At 71.0% G+C, this 19,542-nt stretch carries 20 protein-coding genes; 14 read left to right on the top strand and 6 right to left on the bottom strand.

Annotation, left to right across the window (positions count from 1 at the left end):
* Window positions 1-107: 107 nt before the first annotated feature.
* From GBB76_RS18735 to GBB76_RS08485, 4 genes are all read left to right on the top strand, one after another.
* Window positions 108-251: a hypothetical protein gene (locus GBB76_RS18735; RefSeq protein WP_202911183.1), complete on the top strand. Its 144-nt coding sequence runs from the start codon at window positions 108-110 to the stop codon at window positions 249-251.
* 10 nt (window positions 252-261) lie between these two features.
* Window positions 262-1,266 (top strand): site-specific tyrosine recombinase XerD, encoded by a 1,005-nt coding sequence (locus GBB76_RS08495; protein WP_152302910.1) that lies wholly within the window; start codon window positions 262-264, stop codon window positions 1,264-1,266.
* A 116-nt stretch (window positions 1,267-1,382) separates the two neighbouring features.
* The gene (locus GBB76_RS08490; RefSeq protein WP_152302909.1) at window positions 1,383-2,336 is read left to right on the top strand and encodes an acetyl-CoA carboxylase carboxyltransferase subunit alpha; all 954 of its coding nucleotides are present in this window, start codon (window positions 1,383-1,385) and stop codon (window positions 2,334-2,336) included.
* Window positions 2,337-2,472: 136 nt separating this feature from the next.
* Window positions 2,473-4,245, top strand: coding sequence for a murein L,D-transpeptidase family protein (locus GBB76_RS08485; protein ID WP_152302908.1), 1,773 nt, complete (start codon window positions 2,473-2,475; stop codon window positions 4,243-4,245).
* Window positions 4,246-4,477: 232 nt separating this feature from the next.
* On the opposite strand, the gene secA is transcribed toward GBB76_RS08485, so the two are convergent.
* Window positions 4,478-7,273: a preprotein translocase subunit SecA gene (gene secA / locus GBB76_RS08480; protein ID WP_152302907.1), complete on the bottom strand. Its 2,796-nt coding sequence runs from the start codon at window positions 7,271-7,273 to the stop codon at window positions 4,478-4,480.
* 439 nt (window positions 7,274-7,712) lie between these two features.
* Here secA and GBB76_RS08475 point away from each other — a divergent pair, with 439 nt between their 5' ends.
* The 5 genes from GBB76_RS08475 (at window position 7,713) to GBB76_RS08455 (ending at window position 11,902) form a co-directional block, all read left to right on the top strand.
* Window positions 7,713-8,711: a peptidylprolyl isomerase gene (locus GBB76_RS08475; RefSeq protein WP_152302906.1), complete on the top strand. Its 999-nt coding sequence runs from the start codon at window positions 7,713-7,715 to the stop codon at window positions 8,709-8,711.
* 192 nt (window positions 8,712-8,903) lie between these two features.
* Window positions 8,904-10,142, top strand: coding sequence for a bifunctional glutamate N-acetyltransferase/amino-acid acetyltransferase ArgJ (gene argJ / locus GBB76_RS08470; protein WP_152302905.1), 1,239 nt, complete (start codon window positions 8,904-8,906; stop codon window positions 10,140-10,142).
* 105 nt (window positions 10,143-10,247) lie between these two features.
* A complete protein-coding gene (gene mutT / locus GBB76_RS08465) occupies window positions 10,248-10,658 on the top strand; it encodes an 8-oxo-dGTP diphosphatase MutT (RefSeq protein ID WP_152302904.1) in 411 nt (136 codons plus the stop codon).
* Between the two features lie 91 nt (window positions 10,659-10,749).
* The gene (locus GBB76_RS08460; protein ID WP_152302903.1) at window positions 10,750-11,328 is read left to right on the top strand and encodes a TetR/AcrR family transcriptional regulator; all 579 of its coding nucleotides are present in this window, start codon (window positions 10,750-10,752) and stop codon (window positions 11,326-11,328) included.
* An 85-nt stretch (window positions 11,329-11,413) separates the two neighbouring features.
* Window positions 11,414-11,902: a hypothetical protein gene (locus GBB76_RS08455; RefSeq protein ID WP_152302902.1), complete on the top strand. Its 489-nt coding sequence runs from the start codon at window positions 11,414-11,416 to the stop codon at window positions 11,900-11,902.
* On the opposite strand, the gene GBB76_RS08450 is transcribed toward GBB76_RS08455, so the two are convergent.
* The gene (locus GBB76_RS08450) at window positions 11,899-12,786 is read right to left on the bottom strand and encodes a methyltransferase domain-containing protein (RefSeq protein ID WP_152302901.1); all 888 of its coding nucleotides are present in this window, start codon (window positions 12,784-12,786) and stop codon (window positions 11,899-11,901) included. The two genes, GBB76_RS08455 and GBB76_RS08450, sit on opposite strands and share 4 nt — an antisense overlap.
* Before the next feature lie 114 nt (window positions 12,787-12,900).
* Between GBB76_RS08450 and GBB76_RS08445 the strand changes: the two genes are divergently transcribed.
* Genes GBB76_RS08445 through GBB76_RS08430 form a run of 4 tightly spaced genes read left to right on the top strand, consistent with a single transcriptional unit; the run spans window position 12,901 to window position 15,426 of the window.
* Window positions 12,901-13,737: a ComF family protein gene (locus tag GBB76_RS08445; protein WP_152302900.1), complete on the top strand. Its 837-nt coding sequence runs from the start codon at window positions 12,901-12,903 to the stop codon at window positions 13,735-13,737.
* Between the two features lie 38 nt (window positions 13,738-13,775).
* Complete coding sequence (gene grxC, locus GBB76_RS08440; RefSeq protein ID WP_152302899.1) at window positions 13,776-14,033, top strand: glutaredoxin 3; 258 nt, start codon at window positions 13,776-13,778, stop codon at window positions 14,031-14,033.
* Window positions 14,034-14,047: 14 nt separating this feature from the next.
* Window positions 14,048-14,950, top strand: coding sequence for a carbon-nitrogen hydrolase family protein (locus tag GBB76_RS08435; protein WP_152302898.1), 903 nt, complete (start codon window positions 14,048-14,050; stop codon window positions 14,948-14,950).
* Window positions 14,947-15,426: a DUF1178 family protein gene (locus tag GBB76_RS08430; protein ID WP_152302897.1), complete on the top strand. Its 480-nt coding sequence runs from the start codon at window positions 14,947-14,949 to the stop codon at window positions 15,424-15,426. Before GBB76_RS08435 ends, GBB76_RS08430 begins: the two co-directional genes overlap by 4 nt.
* Window positions 15,427-15,589: 163 nt before the next feature.
* On the opposite strand, the gene GBB76_RS08425 is transcribed toward GBB76_RS08430, so the two are convergent.
* The 3 genes from GBB76_RS08425 to GBB76_RS08415 are packed head-to-tail and all read right to left on the bottom strand — an operon-like array spanning window position 15,590 to window position 17,127.
* Window positions 15,590-16,201 carry a DsbE family thiol:disulfide interchange protein gene (locus GBB76_RS08425; RefSeq protein WP_152302896.1) on the bottom strand — a complete coding sequence of 204 codons (612 nt, stop codon included), beginning with the start codon at window positions 16,199-16,201 and terminating at the stop codon, window positions 15,590-15,592.
* Between the two features lie 10 nt (window positions 16,202-16,211).
* Window positions 16,212-16,382 (bottom strand): heme exporter protein CcmD, encoded by a 171-nt coding sequence (gene ccmD, locus GBB76_RS08420; protein ID WP_152302895.1) that lies wholly within the window; start codon window positions 16,380-16,382, stop codon window positions 16,212-16,214.
* 10 nt (window positions 16,383-16,392) lie between these two features.
* Complete coding sequence (locus tag GBB76_RS08415; RefSeq protein ID WP_152302894.1) at window positions 16,393-17,127, bottom strand: heme ABC transporter permease; 735 nt, start codon at window positions 17,125-17,127, stop codon at window positions 16,393-16,395.
* 120 nt (window positions 17,128-17,247) lie between these two features.
* On the opposite strand from GBB76_RS08415, the gene GBB76_RS08410 reads away from it, so the two are divergent.
* Window positions 17,248-17,667 (top strand): DUF930 domain-containing protein, encoded by a 420-nt coding sequence (locus GBB76_RS08410; RefSeq protein WP_246669079.1) that lies wholly within the window; start codon window positions 17,248-17,250, stop codon window positions 17,665-17,667.
* 159 nt (window positions 17,668-17,826) lie between these two features.
* On the opposite strand, the gene GBB76_RS08405 is transcribed toward GBB76_RS08410, so the two are convergent.
* Window positions 17,827-19,338, bottom strand: a complete 1,512-nt coding sequence (locus GBB76_RS08405) for a pyruvate kinase (protein WP_152302893.1) — start codon at window positions 19,336-19,338, stop codon at window positions 17,827-17,829.
* Between the last annotated feature and the right edge of the window lie 204 nt (window positions 19,339-19,542).

Raw genomic sequence — 19,542 nt, 5'->3', positions numbered from 1 at the left:
GCGAGGCGCGGGCCCGCCCCTCGCCGGCAGTTGCTTCCGTCCGACCGGGCAATGGCCTTAGGATCGCGCCAACCGGACAATTCGAATCGCGCGGGCCGAATTCCCTCATGCCGAGCCTCATCCGACTTCTCGTCATCCTCGCCGTGCTCGGCGGCATCGGCTACGGCACGCTGTGGGCCTTCGCCAACCTCGTGCAGCCGCAGGTCCGCGAAATGAGCGTCACCGTGCCGGCGGACAGGTTCGTCAAATGAGGGCGCCGCGATGAACGCCCCCGCCCCGGCGCGGGCGTTCCTCGACATGATGGCCGCCGAGCGTGGGGCGGGCGTCAACACGCTCAGCGCCTATGGGCGCGATCTCGACGACTATGAGGCGTTTCTTGTCACCCAGGGCGTCGATCCGCTGACGGCGCAGACCGCCCATATCCGCGCCTATCTCGCTGAGCTGACGGCGCGCGGCCTTGCCGGCGCCAGCGTGGCGCGGCGCCTCTCGGCGCTGCGCCAGTTCCACCGCTTCCTCTATCTGGAGGGCCTTCGCGGCGACGATCCCGCCGCGGTGCTGGAAGGCCCGCGCCGCACGCGCCCGCTGCCCAAGGTGCTGAGCCTGGAGGATGTGACGCGGCTGATCGACACCGCCCATGCGCGCGCCGCCGAGCCGGTGCCGAGCCTCGGGGAAGCCGCGCGGCGGGCGCGGGTGGCCTGCTTCATCGAGCTGCTCTACGCCACCGGACTGCGCGTCTCCGAGCTGGCCGCGCTGCCGGCCTCGGCGGCGGGCACGCGGGGCGAGGCGATCATCGTGCGCGGCAAGGGCGGCAAGGAGCGGCTGGTGCCGCTCGGCGAGGCGGCCAAGGCGGCGATGCGCGCCTATCGCGACGCCCGCGACTCGGCCGCGCGCGGGCCGGACGGCGCCGCGAAGGCGGGTTCGGGCAAGGCGGGCACTGGCAAGTCCGGCGCGGGGGAGGCCGGGGCCTCGCGCTGGCTGTTTCCTTCCGCTGCGGCAAGCGGCCACATCACCCGCCAGCAGGTCGCCCTCGATCTGAAGGACCTCGCGCTCGCCGCCGGGCTCGACCCGGCCCGGCTCTCCCCGCATGTGCTGCGCCATGCCTTCGCCAGCCATCTGCTGGCGCATGGCGCCGATCTGCGCATCGTGCAGACCCTGCTCGGCCACTCCGACATTTCGACCACGCAGATCTACACCCACGTGCTCGACGAGCGGCTGAAAAGCCTCGTGCGGGACCTTCATCCGCTCGGCGACAGCGGCGGCGATTAAGCGCGTTTGCGCGCTTGCCTTGACGTCGCCACCCTCTCGGGGCAGCTTCCGCCCGATTTCGCGGGCCGCCCGTCCGGGCCGCCCCCCGTTCCAGTGAGCCGGTTCACCAGTTTACGATGCGCAGTTACCTCGATTTTGAGAAGCCCGTGGCCGAACTCGAGGCCAAGCTGGAAGAACTGCGCGCCATGGCCGCGCAGGGCGACGCGGTGGCCATTGGCGACGATATCGCCCGCCTCGAAGCCAAGGCGCAGGACGCGCTGATCCAGCTCTACGCCAATCTCTCGCCCTGGCAGAAGACGCAGGTGGCGCGCCATCCGCTGCGCCCGCACTTCAGCGACTATGCCCGCGAGCTGTTCGAGGAGTTCGACCCGCTGGCCGGCGACCGCAAGTTCGGCGACGACCACGCCATTCTCGGCGGCTTCGCGCGCTTTCGCGGCCGGCCGGTCTGCCTGATCGGGCAGGAGAAGGGCTCGACCACCGAGACCCGCATCAAGCACAATTTCGGCATGGCCCGCCCCGAGGGCTACCGCAAGGCGGTCCGGCTGATGGAACTGGCCGACCGCTTCGCCCTGCCGGTGATCTCGCTGGTTGACACCGCCGGCGCCTTCCCCGGCCTCGATGCCGAGGAGCGCGGCCAGGCCGAGGCGATCGCCCGTTCCACCGATGCGTGCCTGTCGCTCGGCGTCCCGAATGTTGCCGTCATTATCGGCGAGGGTGGCTCGGGTGGCGCGATCGCCATCGCGACGGCGAACCGGGTGCTCATGCTCGAACATTCGATCTACAGCGTGATCTCGCCCGAGGGCGCGGCCTCCATCCTCTGGCGCGACACCGCCAAGGCGCAGGAAGCAGCCGTCAACATGAAGATCACCGCGCAGGACCTGCTGCGCTTCCACGTGATCGATTCCGTCATCTCGGAGCCGCCTGGCGGGGCGCATCGCGACCCGCAGGCGGCGATCACCTCGGCGGGCGATGCCATCGAGGCGGCGCTCGGCGAGATGGAGGGGCTCGACGCGGCGGCGCTGCGCAAGGCGCGCCGCGAGAAGTTCCTCGCCATCGGCCGCAACCTGTGACCGGCCGGCGGGCCCCGCCGGCGGTGACGGAACGACATTGCTGGTATGCGGGCACGGGATTGCTGCCCGCTCCGGGGGTGTATAACGCTTTGGTCTGGCTGCCGCCCTCGGGGACGGCGCCGTTGGGGAGTGTCGGGTGAGGGGTCCAGGGTTTTCGAACCTTCGGCGCGCTTGGGCCAGGGCGGGTACCGCCGCCGGGTGGCGCGGTGCCCTGCTGGCCGGCGTCACCGCGCTGGTCCTCGCCGGCTGCAACGGCAATGACGGCCCCTCGCCGATGTCGAAGGCGAACAAGAGCCTCTCGCCGCAGACGCTGGCCCTGATCCAGCAGAAGGGCATGGCGAAGACCAGCCCGATCGTCGTGCGCATCTTCAAGGAAGAGTCGGAGCTGGAGGTCTGGAAGGAGACCACCAGCGGCGAATACGCGCTGCTGAAGACCTATCCGATCTGCCGCTGGTCCGGCGAGCTCGGGCCGAAGGTGAAGGAAGGCGACCGGCAGGCGCCGGAAGGCTTCTACACCATCACCCCGGGCCAGATGAACCCGAACTCCAGCTACTACCTGTCGTTCGATCTCGGCTTTCCCAACGCCTATGACCGCGCCTGGGGCCGTTCCGGCAGCAATCTGATGGTGCATGGCGACTGCTCCTCGCGCGGCTGCTACGCCATGACCGACGAGCAGGTGCAGGAGATTTTCGCGCTTGGCCGCGAGAGCTTCTATGGCGGGCAGCGCTCCTTCCAGGTGCAGGCCTATCCGTTCCGCATGACGGCGGACAACATGGTGCGCCACCGCAACAACCCGAACCTCGCCTTCTGGAAAATGCTGAAGGAAGGCAGCGACGTGTTCGAGCTGACCAAGGCGCCGCCGCAGGTGGGCTATTGCGGCAAGCGCTACGTGTTCAACGCCACGCCGGTCGATCCCGAGCAGAAGCTCCAGGCCTCCGCGCCGTGCCCCGACTACACCCAGCCGGACGGCCTCGCCGAGGCGCTCGCCGCCCGCCAGCGCGAGACCGCGACGCGCATCGCCAGCGCCGGCATGCTGCAGCCCGCCGCCCCGGTGAAGACCGGCAAGGACGGCGGCATGCACAAGGTGTTCCTGGCCAAGCTGGAGAATCCCGAGCTGTCCGCGCCGGGCTCGCTGCCGCCGGTGGTGAAGCCGCCGGGCAGCGACTATGGCGTCGCCACCAACGAGCCGGCCCCGGCCGAGAGCATCGCGCTCGCCAATGCCGACACGGTGACGGAGGCGGCCGCGGCCACCGGCGTGCCGCTGCCGGCGCCGCGCCCGACCGACGCCCCGGGCGGCCCGCGCACCGCCGTCGCGGCGGCGCCTGCCGCGCCTGCCCCGTCCGGCATCTTCAGCTTCTTCGGCGCCGGCGCGTCCAGCGCGCCTGCCGCGACGCCCGCTTCCCCGCCCGCCGCGCCGGCGGCGCCCGCGACCCAGGTCGCCGCGCTCGATTCCGGCAATGGCGGCTTCCTCGAAGGACTGAAGAACCTGTTCGGCGGCGGCTCGACGCCGGCCGCAACGCCCGCACCCGCCGCAACTCCGGCGCCCGATGCGGCTGGCAGTGCCGAGGTTCCGGTCCCGCCGGCGCGCCCGGCGGCCGCTGCGCCGGCTTCCACCGTGCGGCCCAATCCCGCCCCGGCGCCGCAGGCGTCGAGCGCGCGTCCGGCCCCGGCCGCCGCGCCGGCTCCCGCCGCGCCCCCGTCGGCGGGCGTGGTGCCGCGCCAGACCCATCCCGGCTATGGCAACGCCACCAGCACCGCCGCCGCGCCGCCGCCGTCCGGCTCGGCCGCCGGCGGGCCGGCGCTGCGCCCCTCGGTCGCCTCGTCCGACAATGAGGCCATCTACGGCACGCAGGCGCTTCCCGGCGCCAGCATCCTGACGCCCGGCGCCTTCTCCTCGACCGTTCAGTAAATCCGGCAGACCCGCACTACGGGTAGACCGTCGCGGGATCGCGCGACGCGATCGGCCATGCGCGCCCGGCGCCGGTGCTTCCGGCTGCGCGACGCCCCGTCTTCCATCCGCTCCCCATACGCGAACGCCCCTAAGCGAACGCCCTCTCCCGGGCGGGAAAGGGCGTGCGGTCATTCGGCGGTGCCGGAAACTGCCGGGCGGCTCCGGCGCGGGGCGGGCCCGCGCCGGCCGCTCAGACGAAGCGGCCGTGGCAGTGCTTGTATTTGAGGCCCGAGCCGCAGGGGCAGGCCTCGTTGCGCCCGACCCGGCCCCAGCTGGAGGGATCGTTGGGGTCGCGGCGCGGGGCGCCGGCGTCCTCGTTCGGGGCGAGCGTCGCCTCGGCGGCGATCTCGGCATCGGCGAGCGCGAACTCGTCCTCGCCGGTGGCGGCGTCGATGTGGTGCGCGGCGAAGATCGGCTCCGGCTCGGGCGGCGGCGCCGTCATCACCTCGACCCGCATGAGCTGCGCCGTGACCGCCTCGCGCAGGTTCGACAGCATCGCCTCGAAGAGCTGGAAGGCTTCCGACTTGTACTCGTTCAGCGGGTCGCGCTGGGCATAGCCGCGCAGGCCGATGACCTGACGCAGATGATCGAGCGTCACCAGATGCTCGCGCCAGAGATGGTCCAGCGTCTGCAGCAGGATCGACTTCTCGACATAGCGCATGATGTCGGGGCCGTATTTGGCCACCTTGGACGCCATCGCCTCGTCGGCGCGCCCCTGGATGCGCTCGCGCATCTCCTCGTCGGCGATGCCTTCCTCGGCCGCCCATTCCTTGACCGGAAGGTCGAGGCCGATGGCGCGGCGCAGTTCCTCGGCGAGCCCGTCCGTGTCCCACTGCTCGGGATAGGCATTGGGCGGCACGTGCTTGGCGACGATGTCCTCGATGACGCCATGGCGCATCTCGACGACGGTGTCGGCGACGTCCTCGTCCTGCATCAACTCGACGCGCTGCTCGAACACCACCTTGCGCTGGTCGTTCATCACGTCGTCGTATTTCAGCAGGTTCTTGCGGATGTCGTAGTTGCGCGCCTCGACCTTCTGCTGCGCCTTCTCCAGCGCGCGGTTGATCCAGGGATGGACGATCGCCTCGCCCTCCTTGAGGCCGAGCTTCTGCAGCATGCCGTCGAGCCGGTCCGACCCGAAGATGCGCATCAGGTCGTCTTCCAGCGACAGGAAGAAATGCGAGTGGCCGGGGTCGCCCTGGCGGCCCGAGCGGCCGCGCAGCTGGTTGTCGATGCGCCGGCTCTCATGGCGCTCGGTGCCGATCACGTAGAGGCCGCCCGCCTCCAGCGCCTTCGCCTTGAGCACCACGACCTCGTCGCGGATGCGCTTCTCGGCCGCCGCGCGCTGCTCGCCTTCCGGCAGGCCGTCGAGCTCGTGCGAGATGCGCATGTCGGCATTGCCGCCGAGCTGGATGTCGGTGCCGCGGCCGGCCATGTTGGTGGCGATGGTGATGGCGCCGGGAACGCCGGCCTGCGCGACGATGTAGGATTCCTGCTCGTGGTGGCGGGCGTTGAGCACCGCGAACACGCGGTCGTCCGCCTTGCCCTGGTCGCCGTCGTAGAGGCCGCGGAAGGCGTCCGGGTCGGAGAAGTCCTTCTGCTTGAAGCCGCGCTTCTTGAGCAGTTCGGCCAGCAGTTCCGACTTCTCGATCGAGGTGGTGCCGACCAGCACGGGCTGGCCGCGCTTCTTGCAGTCGTCGATCAGTTCGATGATGGCGTTGTATTTCTCGGTGGCGGTCCGGTAGACCTCGTCGTCGTCGTCCACGCGCTGAACGGGAAGGTTCGTCGGGATCTCGATCACTTCGAGGTTGTAGATGTCCTGGAATTCGGCGGCTTCCGTGTTCGCCGTGCCGGTCATGCCGGCCAGCTTCTCGTACATGCGGAAATAATTCTGGAAGGTGATCGAGGCCAGCGTCTGGTTCTCGGGCTGGACCTGCACGCGCTCCTTGGCCTCGAGCGCCTGGTGGAGACCCTCGGAGTAGCGCCGGCCCGGCATCATGCGGCCGGTGAACTCGTCGATGATGACGACCTCGCCATTGCGCACGATGTAGTCCTTGTCGCGCTGGAACAGCGTGTGGGCGCGCAGCGCCTGATTGACATGGTGGACCACCGAGACGTTCTCGATGTCGTACAGGCTGTCGCCCTTGAGCAGCCCGGCGTCGCGCAGCAGCGTCTCCATCTTCTCCATGCCGGCTTCGGTCATGGCGACGGAACGCTGCTTCTCGTCGACGTCGTAATCCTCCTTCGACAGCTTCGGAATGTAGGCGTCGATGGTGTTGTAGAATTCCGAGCGGTCGTCGAGCGGGCCGGAGATGATGAGCGGGGTACGCGCCTCGTCGACCAGGATCGAGTCCACCTCGTCGACCACGGCGAAGAAGTGCGGGCGCTGGACCATCTGGTTCAGCTCGTACTTCATGTTGTCGCGCAGATAGTCGAAGCCGAGCTCGTTGTTGGTGGCGTAGGTGACGTCGCAGGCATAGGCCTCGCGGCGCTCATTGTCGTCGAGCCCGTGATGGATGATGCCGACGGTGAGGCCGAGGAAGCGGTAGACCCGGCCCATCCATTCGGCGTCGCGCTTGGCGAGGTAGTCGTTGACGGTGACGACGTGCACGCCCTTGCCGGTCAGCGCGTTGAGATAGACCGGCGCGGTGGCGACCAGCGTCTTGCCTTCGCCGGTGCGCATCTCGGCGATGCCGCGCTCGTGCAGCACCATGCCGCCGATGAGCTGGACGTCGAAATGGCGCTGGCCGAGCGCCCGCCGCGCCGCCTCGCGCACGGTGGCGAAGGCGGGCACCAGCAACTCGTCGAGGGTGGCGCCGTTGGCGAGCTGCTCCCTGAACGCGACGGTGCGCGCGCGCAGCTCGTCGTCGGTGAGCTTCACCAGTTCCGGTTCGAGCGCGTTGATGGCCACGACCTTGGGCTGGTAGCCGCGCACGCGGCGGTCGTTGGCCGATCCGAAGAGCTTTCGCGCGAGAGCGCCGAGCATGAGACTTCCAATCCGTGTCCGCCAGGTGCAGGTGTCGGACGGGCGGTGACGGGCCGCCGCATCCTCGTGTGCAAGGTCCGGCGCGATCGCACGGGCGGAAGGCTCATCGAGACGCCATTTGCGGCCGAAATGGGTCTGCCGGGCCGGGCCGCCGCGAACGGATTGCGGGTTCTTGCGTCACATAAATGCGAGTACCGGGGAGGTCTCGCACCGCGTGCCACACTTATGAACGGGTTTGGGGGTTGTCAATCGCAGGCCGGACGACAGTTCGGCCCTCGCGCAAGGTCCGCTCCGGCCGCCGGGGCCCAATGCCGACGCCTGTTCCCGACGCCCCACCGCGAATATTGCGGGGTAGGCAATCCTCCACGCTTGCAACCTGGACCCGACTGGGCCAGCTTTCGCCGCCCATAGCGGACAACCGCAACCCAAGGAACGCTCCATGACCCGTCATCGCCCGCACGCCGCGACCAAGGCGTCCGCTCGCCCCGCCGCCGGCCGGGCCCGCGCCAGCCTGCTGCGCGCCGGAATTCTCGCCGCCCTTATTGGCACGGCCCTCGTTCCGGCCCTGCCGGCGCTGGCGCAGACCGCTCCCGCCGCTCCCGCCGCGCAGGGTGACGATCCGGTGCTCGCCACCGTCAACGGCGCGCCGATCCGCGCCAGCGATGTCGCCGCCGCCGCCGAGGAGCTGGGTCCCAACCTGCCGCCGCAGCTTCAGGGCCCGGCGCGCGACGAATATGTGCTCGGCTTCCTGATCGACCTGACCGCCGTGGCGCAGGCCGCCGAGGCCGCCAAGCTCGACCAGACCCCCGAATTCAAGCGCGAGCTGGACTTCATCCGCCGCCGCGTGCTGATGCAGGCCGCGCTGGAGCAGGCGACCAAGGCCGCGCTGACCGACGAGGCGCTGAAGAAGACCTACCAGGAAGCGGTGGGCCAGCAGAAGCCGGAAGAGGAAGTGCACGCCCGCCACATCCTGTTCCGCGCCGAGCCCAACGACAAGGCGTCCTCCGACGCGGCCGAGAAGAAGGCCAAGGACGTCGTGGCCCGGCTGAAGAAGGGCGAGGACTTCGCCAAGCTGGCCGGCGAGCTGACCGAGGACCCCTCGGGCAAGAAGGACGGCGGCGACCTCGGCTTCTTCACCAAGGAGCAGATGGTGCCGGAATTCGCCGACGCCGCCTTCGCGCTGAAGGCCGGCGAGGTCTCCCAGCCGGTGAAGACCCAGTTTGGCTGGCACGTTATCAAGATCGAGGAGAAGCGCGAGAAGCCGGTGCCGACCTTCGACGAGGTGAAGCCGCAGATCGAGCAGTTCCTCGCCCAGAAGGCGCAGGCCGACGCGGTGCAGAAGTTCCGCGACGCCGCCAAGGTGGAGAAGACCGCCGCCGCGCCGAAGCCGAGCGACCTGACCACCCAGCCGGCCGAGGCGCCCAAGCCGGCGCAGTGATAGCCGCGCAGTGATAGCCGCGCAGTGATGCCCGCGCGGTGACGCGGCCGCCTGCCCGATAACCGACCGAGGCCCCGGAGCGCATGCGCCGGGGCCTTTTTCATGCGGGCCGCCTTATCCTCCGGCCGTCTTGCGGATGTTGCGCATCTCGGGCACATCCGTTCGGCCCCTTCCTGCCGCAGAGTCCCCGCCATGGCCCACGACGCTCCCGTCTCCCCCCTCGCGCCCAAGACCGTGCCGGATGTCGGCCCTGTCGCCGGCGTGCGCTTCGCCACCGCCGAGGCGGGCATCCGCTATAAGGGCCGCACCGACGTGCTGCTGCTGGCGCTCGACGCCGGCACCACGGCGGCGGGCGTCTTCACCAAGTCGAAGTGCCCCTCGGCGCCGGTCGAGTGGTGCCGGGCGATCCTGCCGCGCGGGCTGGCGCGCGGCCTCGTGGTGAATTCGGGCAATGCCAACGCTTTCACCGGCGCCAAGGGCCGCGAGGCGACCGCGCTGACCGCCAAGATCGCGGCGAAGGCGCTGGGCTGCCGCGAGGACGAGGTGTACCTCGCCTCCACCGGCGTGATCGGCGAGCCGCTCGACGCTACCAAATATGAGGGCGTGCTGGACGCGACCGCGACGCGCCTAGCCCCGCTGCCCTGGATCGACCCGGCGCGGGCGATCATGACCACCGACACCTTCCCCAAGCTCGCCACCGCCAAAGTGAAGATCGACGGCCGGGACGTGACCATCGCCGGCATCGCCAAGGGCGCCGGCATGATCGCGCCCGACATGGCGACCATGCTCTCCTTCGTGTTCACCGACGCCGCCATCGAGGCGCCGGCGCTGCAGGCGCTGCTCTCCAAGGGCGTGACCGACTCGTTCAACGCCGTCACCATCGACGGCGACACCTCGACCTCCGACACGCTGCTGCTGTTCGCCACCGGCGCCTCCGGCGCGCCGCGCATCGCCGACGCCAAGGACCCGCGCCTCGCCCGCTTCCGCCGCGCGCTGACCGGCGTGCTGGCGGATCTCGCCGAGCAGGTCGCCCGCGACGGCGAGGGCGCGCGCAAGCTGGTGCGGGTGAACGTCACCGGCGCGGTCTCGAAGAAGTCGGCCCGGCGCATCGCCCTGTCGATCGCCAATTCGCCGCTGGTGAAGACGGCGGTGGCCGGCGAGGACGCCAATTGGGGTCGCGTGGTGATGGCGGTCGGCAAGGCCGGCGAGCCGGCCGAGCGCGACCGGCTGACCATCTCCTTCGGCCCGATCCGCGTCGCGCATGAGGGCGCGCGCGACCCCGCCTATAACGAGGCCGAGACCTCCGCCTATATGAAGAACGATGTGATCGACATCACCGTCGATATCGGGCTCGGGCGCGGCACCGACCGGGTGCTGACCTGCGACCTCACCAAGGAATATGTCGCCATCAACGGCGACTATCGGTCCTGAACGCCGTCATCCCCGGGCTCGGCGCGGGGATCCACGACGTCATCGGCCAAGACGTGGATGGCCGGGACAAGCCCGGCCATGACGACCGAATGTGAGGGAACGCCCATGAAGCTCGTCCTCGTCGCCGCCGCCGCCCTCGTCGATGCCGACGGGCGCGTGCTGCTGACCGAGCGGCCGGAGGGCAAGTCGCTGGCCGGGCTGTGGGAGTTTCCCGGCGGCAAGGTCGAGCCGGGCGAGCGCCCGGAGGACTGCCTGATCCGCGAACTGGCGGAAGAACTCGGCATCGAGGTGAAGGAGCCGTGCCTCGCCCCTCTCGCCTTCGCCAGCCACACCTACGAGACCTTCCAGCTTCTCATGCCGCTGTGGATATGCCGGCGCTGGGAGGGCACGCCGACCGGCCGCGAGGGCCAGCGCCTCGCCTGGGTGAAGCCGGGCCGGCTGCGCGACTACCCGATGCCCCCCGCCGACGAACCGCTCATCCCGGTGCTGCTGGACCTGCTCGGGCCGGGACGGTAGGCCGCGCCGGATCAAGGCGCCGGCGAACGGCGCTCGCTTTCGTGAACGGCCACGGTCTTGATCGTCTACCTATCAGAAGGTAGACAAAACAATGCCCAGCGCCCCCACCACCTCCGACGCCATCCTCGCCTGCGCCCAGTCGCTGATCATGGCGGGCGGCTATAACGGCTTCAGCTATGCCGACATCGCCGAGGTGGTCGGCATCCGCAAGGCGAGCATCCACCACCACTTTCCCGGCAAGGCCGATCTGGTGCGCGCGCTCGTCGCCCGTTATCGGCGCGACGCCGAGGCCGGCCTCGCCGCGCTCGACCGGCAGGTCGCCGATCCGGCCGCGCGGCTGCGCGCCTATCTCGGCTACTGGGAGGCGTGCATTGCGGATGCGCGCGCGCCGATCTGCGTCTGCGCGCTGCTCGCCAGCGAGCTTCCCGTCCTGCCCGATCCTGTCGCGATCGAGGTGAGGGCGCATTTCCGCACGCTGGCGGCCTGGCTCGCCTCGGCGATGGAGCGCGGCGCCGCCGAGGGGAGCCTCCGTCTGGCCGATACGGCCGCCGTCGAGGCCGAGATGTTCATGGCCACCGTGCATGGCGCCATGCTGTCGGCCCGCGCCTATGGCGATGCCGGCATGTTCGGCGCCATCACCCGCCCCGTACTGCACCGTCTCGCCGGCTGAGGACTCCGCCGGAACGCCGTCTTTTACCCTCGCAGCCTACCAATCAGTAGGTAGTTTTCGCTTCCGTCTCGCAAAGGACAGACCCATGTTCGGCATCTCCCCCCTCGGCTGGGTGCACACGCTCGGCAGCCTGCCGGCCATCCCCGCCATGCTCTACATGTTCGCCCGCTACGGCCGGATCGTGCCGCGCTCGACGGCCGGTACGATCTATCTCGTGGCGATGCTGGTCGGCGCCGGTACCGTGTTCCTGGTCACGCACCAGCCGGCCGGCTACGTCATCGGCACGGTGACGCTGCTGCTTCTCGCGGTGGGCTACACGGCCGGGCGGGTCGGCGCTCTCGGGCGCGCGGCGCGCTATGTCGAGACGGTCTGCCTCAGCCTGACGGCGTTCCTGCTGATGCTGCCGACTGTCACCGAGGTGCTGCGCCGGGTCCCGGACGGTCACCCCTTCGTCACCGAGCTGAACGCGCCACCGCTGCTCGGCGCGCAGGCGAGCCTTCTCGCGCTGCTCGTCATCGGGCTGACGGCGCAGATCCTCGTCCTGCGCCGGTCGCGCGCGGGCCGCGACGCCTAGTCCCCGCCCGGCAGCTTTCCCTCCGGCACCTTCAGCGCGTCGGCCAGCCGGGTCTTGGCGGAGCCGGGGCGCAGCGGCTTCTGCTGGCTCTCATGCGGCGCCCAGCCGGACACCCAGGCGATCTCGAAGGTGGCGCGCAGCCGCCCGTCGGGATCGGCGAAGCGCTCGGCATAGACCTCGAACAGCCGCATCAGCGTCTTGCGCAGCAGCGGCGCGCGGCGGCGGTGGGCGAGCGGGTTGGCCGCCCCCATGCGGCGCAGATCGTGCAGCAGGGCGAGCGGGTCGCCATAGCGCACCACCACGCGGTCGACATCGGTCACGGGCAAGGCGAGGCCGGCGCGCTGGAGCAGGCCGCCGAGATCGCGCAGGTCGGCGAAGGGGGCGACGCGCGGCGAGACGCCGCCCAGCGTGTCGCTCTCGGCGATGGCGAAGGCCTCGCGCAGCTCCATCAGCGTGCCGGAACCGAAGAAGGCGGCGAGCAGCAGCCCGTCCGGGCGCAGCGCGCGGCGGATCTGCGCCAGCGCGCCGGGCAGGTCGTTCACGGTCTGCAGCGCCAGCGCGGAGACCACGAGATCGAGCGATTCCGGCGCGAAGGGCAGCACTTCCGGGTCGATCACCGCGTCGACGTCGACGCGCTCGGCCGGGCCGAAGGCGAACAGCCGGCCGATCATGTCCGCGCCGGCGAGCGCCTCGCGCAGGGCGGGCGTCGGCGTGCCGAGATCGGCGGCGGTCTCGAAGCGGCGCTTCACCGCACCGAGCCGGTCGGCGAGGTCCTCGGCCACGCGGTCGAGCAGGAAGGTCTCCGGCCCCAGCGCCAGCGCGCGGCGGCGCCGGGCGGCCAGCGCGCGGGCGTCGAAGATGTCGACGGGATTGGAACCTGACATGCGGTGCTCCTCGGGCGAGAGGCATAAGCCCGCCGCCGCGCCGGGTCAAAGAGCGGGGCGGCGCCGCCGGATCGGGTGGCGCGGGCGCCGCGCGCGCATGCTAGGCTCGCTTTCATGGACATGCCCCGGCTGACGGATGCGGCACTGGAAGGCGCCCCTGCGCCGCTCGCGGCGCGGCTGCGCGGTTTTGGGCGCGGTGTGGCGCGGGGGCTGGCGCGCGGGGCGGTCGACTTCGCGCTGCCGCCGCTGTGCATGGCCTGCCGGGCGGCGGTGGAGGAGCCGGGCTGCCTGTGCGCGCGCTGCTGGAGCCGGGTCGGCTTCATCGAGCGGCCCTTCTGCGACCGGCTCGGCACGCCGCTGCCGCACGAGATGGGGGAGGGCGACGAGGTTCCGGTCTCGGCGGCCGCGCTCGCCGATCCGCCGGCCTATGCCCGCGCCCGGGCGGTCGCCCTGTTCGGCGACGTGGCGCGCGACCTGATCCATGCGCTGAAATATGCCGACCGGCTCGATATCGCCGCTCCGATGGCGCGGATGATGGCGCGCGCCGGGGCGGACATCCTCACCGATGCGCAGGCGCTGGTGCCGGTGCCGCTGCACGGTTTCAGGCTCTGGCGGCGGCGCTTCAACCAGTCGGCGGCGCTGGCGCAGGCCATCGGGCGGACGGCCGGCGTGCCGGTGCGGCCGGGCTGGCTGGCGCGCCGGCGCGCCACGCTTCCCCAGGTCGGGCTCGACCGCGCGGGCCGGGCGCGCAACGTCGCCGGCGCCTTCGCGGTGCCGGAAGGCGCGCGGGCCGAACTCGCCGGTCGGCGCGTGGTGCTGGTCGACGACGTGCTTACCACCGGGGCCACGATCGACGCCTGCGCCAAGGCGCTCGCCCGCGCCGGCGCGGCGCGGGTGGACGTGCTGGTGTTCGCGCGGGTTGTTGACGGGCGGGGCGCGCCCATATCATAGCAATCCCCGCCGCCGAACGGCTCGCAGAGGTCGCCGCGATGTCGCAGATCGAGATCTACACCACCTATTCCTGCCCCTATTGCCACGCCGCCAAGGCCCTGCTGGAGCGCAAGGGCGTGGAGTTCTCGGAAATCAACGTGACCGGCGATCCGGTCGCGCGCTCGGCCATGTCGAGCCGGGCCAACGGGCGCACCAGCGTGCCGCAGATCTTCATCGACGGCCGCCATGTCGGCGGCTGCGACGATCTTTACGCGCTCGAGGAAGCCGGCGAGCTCGACCCGCTGCTGGCGAGCTGAAGGTGAATGAACCCATGACTGCCTCCCCCCTCGTTCCCCCGCTCGGCGCGCCCTTCCGCGCGGCGCTCGTGCAGATGCGCACCGCCAAGAGCGTGGCGACCAATGTCGAGACCGCCTCCGCGCTGATCCGGCAGGCGGTCGCCGAGGGCGCGAGCTACGTCCAGACGCCGGAGATGACCGGCACGATGGAGGAAAATCGCGAGGCGCTGTTCGCCGTGCTGCACGCCGAGGAGGACGACCCGGCGCTGGCCGCCTTCCGGGCGCTGGCCGCCGAGCTGAAGATCCACCTGCACATCGGCTCGCTGGCGGTGAAGGCGAGCGAGCACCGCGCCGCCAACCGCTCCTATCTGCTGGCGCCGGACGGCTCCATCGCCGCGCGCTACGACAAGATCCACATGTTCGACGTCGACCTGCCCAATGGCGACGTCTACCGCGAATCCAACGCCTACCGGCCGGGCGAGCTCGCCGTGCTGGCGGATCTGCCGCAGATCCGGCTCGGCTTCGCCATCTGCTACGACCTGCGCTTCCCGGCGCTGTTCCGCGCGCTGGCGGAAGGCGGGGCGGGGCTCATCACCGTGCCGGCCGCCTTCACCCAGTCCACCGGCGAGGCGCACTGGCACATCCTGCTGCGCGCCCGGGCGATCGAGACCGGCACCTTCATGCTCGCCGCCGCGCAGGGCGGCACGCATGAGAACGGCCGCAAGACCTATGGCCACAGCCTGATCATCGACCCGTGGGGCACCGTGCTCGCCGAGGGCGGCACCGAACCCGGCATCGTCGCCGCCGAGATCGACCCGGCCAAGGTGGCGGCGGTGCGCGCGCGCATTCCCTCGCTGGCCAATGGACGGCGCTTCGAGCTGCTGGCGCCGGGGGCGGAAAGCCGGCTGCACCTCGTCCCCTCGGGCGGTGCGGCATGATCCTCTACCGCCTCGCCTGCGCCCGCGAGCACGCGTTCGAAAGCTGGTTCCGCGATTCCGCCGCCTATGACGGCCAGCGCGCGGCCGGGCTCGTCACCTGCCCGGTCTGCGGCTCGCCGGATGTCGACAAGGCGCTGATGGCCCCCGCACTCGGGCGCGGCGCCCGCAGGCAGGAGACCGAGCCGGCCGCAGCGGAAGCCGCCCCGGTTCCGGCCGCTCCCGCCTCCCGGCCGGTGGCGCTGATGTCGGAGAAGGAGCAGCAGCTGCGCGCGATGATCCGCGCCGTGCGCGCCCATGTGGAGGCAAATTCCGATTATGTCGGCGAGGACTTCGCCACGCTCGCCCGCCGCATGCACGAGGGCGAGGAGGAGGCGCGCGCTATCCATGGCGAGGCCAATGCGGACGAGGTGCGCGCGCTGATCGAGGACGAGATCGAGATTCTGCCGCTGCCGGTGCTGCCGGACGAGCGGAACTGAGGAACTGCGCAACCGTCATCCCGGACGGACCGCAGGACCGATCCGGGGTCGCTTTGGCGAGCAGGCAGCGATCCCGGCCGATCCGGGATCGTCTTGGCGAGCGGGTAGCGATCCCGGTTCTCCGCTTCGCTGCGGCCGGGATGACGGGCGAACCGGAGCCGTCTCAGCCGCCGGCCGGCGCGGGAGCCGCAGCGGGGGCGGCGATGGCCTTCTCGATTTCCGGCAGCAGCTTTTCCTTCAGCCCGCGCTCGTCGAGGGGGCCGATGAACTTGTAGGCGATGCGCCCGTCGCGGCCGATCACGAAGGTTTCCGGCACGCCGTACACGCCCCAGTCGATGGCGGCGCGCCCGTTGGGATCCACGCCGACCGCCGCATAGGGATTGCCGAAGCGGCCGAGGAAGCGGCGGGCATTGTCGGCGTCGTCCTTGTAGTTGAGGCCGACGAGGCGGAAGCCCGGCATCTTCGACAGCGCGACGAGATAGGGGTGCTCGTCGCGGCAGGGCACGCACCAGGAGGCGAAGACGTTCAGCACCGTCACCGCGCCCTTGAGCCCGGCGGAGGTGAGGCCCGGCACCGGCGCGCCGTCCTGCGTCAGCCCCTCCAGCGGGGGCAGGTCGAGCGCGGGCGCCGGCCGGCCGATCAGCGCCGAGGGCACGCGCGAAGGATCTCCCGAGAACAGCCGGCCGTAGAACAGCGCCGCCAGCGCCAGAAACGCGATCAGCGGCAGCAGCACGAGCAGCCGGCGGCGCCCGGGGGAGGGGGGGATATCGCTCATCGCCTCGTCCTCACGCGTCGGGGCGGCCGGAGGAGCGCCGGCGCACGCCGCGCGCCTCCAGCTCGTCGAGGCGGCGGCGCACGAGGCGCCCGTCGATGACGGTCCACAGCGCCAGCGCGCCGAGGACCAGCGCGCTCACGCCGTAGCAGGCGATGATGAAGCTGCCGTGCTCGCCGAGCATTCAGGCCCCCTCACGCATAGGCGGCCTCGGCGGCGGCGCGCGCTTCCAGCACGCGCAGGCGGCGGCGGTGGATCTCGTTGCGCATCGCCGCCATGTGCAGGGCCAGCATGAGCAAAGTGAAGCCGACGGCGCAGGCCAGCAGCGGCCAGAGCAGGCTGGAATGGATGGTCGGCCCGTCCATGCGGAACACCGAGGCCGGCTGATGCAGCGTGTTCCACCAGTCGACCGAGAACTTGACGATCGGCACGTTGACGAAGCCGACGAGGCTCAGCACGGCGGCGGCGCGGCCGGCCTGGTTGGGATCCTCGATGGCCGAGCGCAGCGCCAGCAGGCCGAGATAGAGCAGCAGCAGCACCAGCATGGAGGTGAGCCGCGCGTCCCAGACCCAGTAGGTGCCCCACATGGGCCGGCCCCACAGCGAGCCGGTGACGAGGCACAGGAAGGCGAACACCGCGCCGATGGGCGCCATCGCCTTGTGCGCGACATCGGCCAGCGGGTGGCGCCAGACCAGGATGCCGAGCGCGGAGATCGCCATCAGCGAATAGCCGAACATGGCCAGCCACGCGAAGGGCACGTGGATGTACATGATCTTCACCGTCTCGCCCTGCTGGTAGTCGGACGGGGCGCGGAAGGCGAGGAAGAAGCCGATGGCGAGCGTCACCAGCGCCAGTGCCGTCAGCCATGGCAGGATGCGCCCGGAAAGAGCGAGAAAGCGGGTCGGGTTCGCGAGGTCCATCAGCGCCATGGCGCGGTTCTAATCCGCCCCGGCGTGGCCGGCAACATGCCGGGCCTGCGTCACTTTACGGACGGGGCCACAGGATGGTCACAACTGGACGATTGAACTGGGCGGGAAGTGGGGAATCGTATGACACTGGAACCATCCATCGCGGCGCGCGCCGGCCTCGAGCTGGGCCTCGCCGCCCTCGTTCTTCTCGCCGTCTCCTCGGCCGCACAGGCCCGCTCGAACGACGACGTGATGATGAAGCTCGAACCCTCCGAGCGCATCGAGCAGCGCTGCAATTCGCGGGCGATGGGCGAGGTCGGGCGCGACAACAAGGGCATGCGCCCGGACGAGCTGGTCGCCTATGCCTATCGCGATCCGGTCATCAAGGGCTGGAAGATCAGGGCGCCCGGCGCCGCCATCCGCAGCGGCAACACCTGGTACCACCTCGCCTATGAGTGCGAGACGCAGAACGAGGGCATGGACGTGAAGAGCTTCAGCTACAAGCTCGGCGCGGCGATCCCGGATGCGGAGTGGTCGGCGCATTATCTCGTCGGGCCGTAGGGCGCCCCCGGTCGATAACCCGCCGTGGCATGATGACCGTCGATCCATCCGTCATCCCGGACGGCCGGAGGCCGGTCCGGGATCGTGACCGGATTGAAGAGCGATCCCGGCTCTCCGCTACGCTTCGGCCGGGATGACGGTGTGGGCGGCGCCCGGCCGCTACCAGGATTTGAGCGCGCGCAGGGTCGGGGTCTTCTTGTCGAGATGGTCCGACATGCGCGAGAGCAGGCGGTCGAGCAGTTCGATCGCCTCGCGCACCGCCGGCCCCTTGTTCAGCATCACGCATTCGGCGCGGGCGGCCATGGCGGCGTCGGTCATCTCGCCGCGCGAGGGGATGCCGTCGCGCACGAGGTCCTCCAGCACCTGCGTCGCCCAGATCGCCGGCACGGCGGCGGCCTCGCAGATCCAGAGCAGTTCCTCCTGCATTTCGGCGAGGCGCTCGAAGCCGATCTCGGCGGCGAGGTCGCCGCGCGCGATCATCACGCTGAACGGGCCGCGACGGGCGGCGCGGGCGATGAGGTCGGGCAGGTTCGTCACCGCCTCCGGGCGCTCGATCTTGGCCATCAGGCCGAGCGGGCGGGCGCCGCGCCCGTGCCGGTCGAGCGCGGCGTCGAGCAGGTCGAGGTCTTCCGGGCGGCTGACGAAGGAATAGCCGATCAGGTCGGCGCATTCGATGACGGTGGCGAGGTCGGCATCGTCCTTGGCGGTCAGCGGGGAGAGGCCCAGCGCCGTGTCGGGCAGGTTGATGCCCTTCTCCGGCTTCAGCTTGGTGCCGTCGGGCCGCGTGTGCAGGATGCGCAGGATCGCCTCGGCTCCGTTCCGGCCCTCGCGCACGCTCTCCACTACGGCCTCGACCTTGCCGTCGTCGTAGCGCACGCGGTGGCCGACGGCGAGGCGGGTGACGATCTCCGGCATCGAAACGGCGGCGGCGAAGGGCGCCGCCTCGTCGGCATGCGGCTCGCCGTGCGCGACGAGGCGCAGCGTGTCGCCCGGCAGCAGGCGGCCGGAAGGCTTGCCCTTCTTCAGCGGCAGTACCGCGCCGGTGCGGATCTTCGGGCCGGCAATGTCCATCAGCACGGCGATGTCGCGCCCGACCGCCGCGCCGGCGGCGCGCACATGGCCGGCCATGGCGCGCCACGCCTCGGCGTCGTCATGGGCGCAGTTGATGCGGGCGACGTCCATGCCGGCGCGGGCGAGTTCCAGCACATAGTCCGGCGCACCGGCGGCCTCGCTCGGCAGGGTCACCATGATGCGGGTGGGGCGGTCGGCCGGCTCCGGGCCGAGCGAGGCGAGGCTGGCCGCGTCGAGCCGGGCCTCGCCGGCGAAGAAGTCCGCCGTGTCGGGCACGGGATGGGGCGCCGGGCGTCCGGTGAGCGCCGCGAGCGCCGCCAGCACGGCGTCGAGCGTCGGCAGCACCCGGCTTTCCAGCCGGCCGAGCGAGGACAGGCCGCGCCGCATGAGCTGGCGCTGGAGCGGGCGCAGCTCGTGGCGGCGCAGGGCGAGGTAGTGGGCGAGGTTGTCGAGCGCGGCGTCCTCGCGCCCGGCCTCGCGGAAGAAGCGCTCCTTCAGCGGCGCCGCCTCCTCGACGATGGCGGCGCGCAGCGACAGCAGGGTCTGGAACAGCGCCGCGTCGTCGCTCGCGGCATCGGCGGTGGAGAGAGTATCCTGCATGTCGCTCGCCCGTGTCCCGTGGATGGCGGGGCGACGCTAGTGTGCCGCTGTTACGCGGCTGTGACCTTACGTAGTCTGCCGGAAGGGCGCGCAAAACTTGACTTTGCGGCGGGCGGCGCTTACCAACCGCCGATCCTCGCATCACCCGCGAGCCGTCCCGCCGCCCGGACCCAGGAGTCCGGAGGCTAACGCCCGACAGCGCGA

Source organism: Ancylobacter sp. TS-1 (assembly GCF_009223885.1).
Taxonomy (GTDB): Bacteria; Pseudomonadota; Alphaproteobacteria; order Rhizobiales; family Xanthobacteraceae; genus Ancylobacter.
The sequence above is the reverse complement of the archived record's forward strand: the minus strand, read 5'-3'. Positions and strand labels throughout refer to the sequence as shown.